We start from the raw sequence: 2,289 nt of genomic DNA on the forward strand, positions 1-2,289 counted from the left end.
ATGACCCCCGCCCAGAAACTGAGAACGGCCGCGTAAATTCTACGACCAAGTCCCCGCAGAAACGGGGGGATTACCAACGCCCCGGCATGGCCAGTTTCGCCCAGATCGAATTGATCCGTGACCTTTGGCATGAGCATACCCACGGCAAGGCAGGTGAAGAACAGTTGAACCTGTGGCTTGAACGGTGCTGGAAGATTTCCAGCCTGCGGTTCCTGGAAGCTACGGTTGCACCCAAGGTCATAACCGCGTTGAAGGCGATGAAAGCTCGCGCAGCTTAGCTGACGTTTCAATCATCACCAGAGGGGCGGCACTGAGCCGCCGTTTTGCGTTTTGGCCTAGAGGCTCTGAGAGCCCCTGTAAGCGCCAAGTTGGGTTCTAGGCACCCTTGCCTGCAAAAACTCAAGATGGCCATTTAACCGGCATTTAAATTCGCCCTCACGCGCATTCTAACGGCACCACGAAGAAACTGGTGTTTCAGCGCTCGCGTTCTCTAGCGATCAGGTATGACACGAAAGAAGCGCACGCCCCATACATGAAGAGGGCATCCACTTCATCCACGGGCGATGATGCCTCAGATAAGGCATGTCGAATACCCTTCTCGTCATTTGTGTAGCCGTACAGCTTACCGAAGCCATCTTTCAGGCTCCCATGAAGGTGGACAGAGTTCCCAAGCGTCTTTAGAGCCTGACCCAATGTCTTTGCCGAGGGATCGATTTTGCGAGCCATCGCTTCGACTGCGTGGATACTCTCCCGAACGCTATCAGCCCAGTTTCCATTCCGTAGCTCTAGTCCCGCATCTATTAAATGTGCCTTCGAAGCATTTGCTCCTGCAGCATCAACATCATGGAATGCGCGTTCTATCGCCGCACTTTGATGTTCGTTTCCAATTGGTACGATTCTACCGTCAATGACCCTGTAGGCAGAGCGTGTTTTTTCAAACGTGGATGCGAGATCCCCCTTCAGTCTTAAGCTTGCGCCATCATGGCGAATTATAAATTCTACCAAATCAAAAAGTGAACCGATGTCTTCAACATGAATGAAGCGTTCGAAAGTTTGCTTGATGCTATTTTTGGTGGCACTAAATTTAGCTGGGGAGCCATGAAAATGGTATACAAAGGCATCTTTAGCCAGTTCTTTCATAGCGTCATCTACAAGTTGATAGGCCTGATTGTGCTGTCTGCGATCCACTTCACGATCCCAAGCGTAGTTCAATAGCCTCCGCTGCTCGTCAGAGACCTCACCTAACTGAAGTTGCGGTGGAATTGGCGAGAAACCGTTCCTCTGCGAGAACGGGATGTAGCCTTCGTCAGCGGGCATGTAGCGTCCCTTCAATCTAAATTCGTGATCGCCAGAGAGTAGATAGTCGATAAGAGTAATGGAAGTCCTCGCTTCCCGAAGAGCCATATTCCCCCGCACATCGTTGGGGGTTAATTGTCATCCGGCACCGTCCTAAGATTTCCGGAAACTCCCCTTTGGAAGGTTTCCGATGATCATCAATTCCCAAACCCTTGACCTCGCCTTCCGTGGGTTCAAGACGGTCTATTCCGACGCTTTCGACGCTGCCCCGTCCCACAAAGACCAAATCGCGATGACGGTCCCAAGCTCGAGTCGTGACGAAACCTATGGCTGGCTGGGACAGTTTCCACAGCTTCGCGAATGGATCGGCGGCCGCCACGTTCACAATCTTACCGCCCAAGGCTTCACGATCACGAATCGCAAGTTTGAAAGCACGGTAGCGATCCAGCGCGACGACATGAGCGATGACAAGCTTGGCTTGTTTAAGCCCAGTTTTGCAGAGATGGGGCTCCTCGCCCGGCACCACCCAGAAGAATTGATTTTCGGCCTGCTGGCTTCGGGTTTCTCCAGCCTGTGTTACGACGGGCAAAGTTTCTTTGATGCCGACCACCCCCAATTTGACCGCGACGGCCATGAGGTCCACGTCAGCAATGTTCAGGCAGGATCTGAAACGCCGTGGTTCCTGCTGGACACCTCCCGTGCCGTGAAACCGCTGATCTGGCAAGAGCGCGAAGACTACCAATTTACCGCGATGATTGATCCGGCAAACCCACATGTGTTCATGAACGACGAATACATCTACGGCGTTCGCGCACGGGTCAATGCGGGCTTTGGCCTTTGGCAACTCGGCTATGGCAGCAAAGGCGCTTTGACCTCGGAAAATTATGCCGCAGCGCGTTCTGCGATGATGAACTTTCGGGCGGATGGTGGCCGGATATTGGGCATCCAGCCGACCACACTCGTTGTGCCGCCGTCCCTTGAGAGCGATGCACT

The 2,289-nt window shown here is 53.2% G+C and carries 3 protein-coding genes; 2 read left to right on the top strand and 1 reads right to left on the bottom strand.

The window, feature by feature from the left end; translation table 11 throughout:
- On the top strand, positions 1 to 278 hold a 278-nt coding region (locus HCZ87_RS20560), incomplete at its 5' end, for a phage protein GemA/Gp16 family protein (RefSeq protein WP_167646965.1).
- 196 nt (positions 279 to 474) lie between these two features.
- On the opposite strand, the gene HCZ87_RS20565 is transcribed toward HCZ87_RS20560, so the two are convergent.
- On the bottom strand, positions 475 to 1,317 hold the full coding sequence (locus tag HCZ87_RS20565) for an AbiJ-NTD4 domain-containing protein (protein ID WP_167646967.1): 843 nt from the start codon (positions 1,315 to 1,317) through the stop codon (positions 475 to 477).
- 169 nt (positions 1,318 to 1,486) lie between these two features.
- Between HCZ87_RS20565 and HCZ87_RS20570 the strand changes: the two genes are divergently transcribed.
- Positions 1,487 to 2,289: Mu-like prophage major head subunit gpT family protein (locus HCZ87_RS20570; protein WP_167646969.1), on the top strand; the 803-nt coding region annotated here is incomplete at its 3' end.

Origin of the sequence: Phaeobacter sp. HF9A (assembly GCF_011806385.1) — a bacterium.
In the GTDB taxonomy this organism is placed as follows: domain Bacteria; phylum Pseudomonadota; class Alphaproteobacteria; order Rhodobacterales; family Rhodobacteraceae; genus Epibacterium.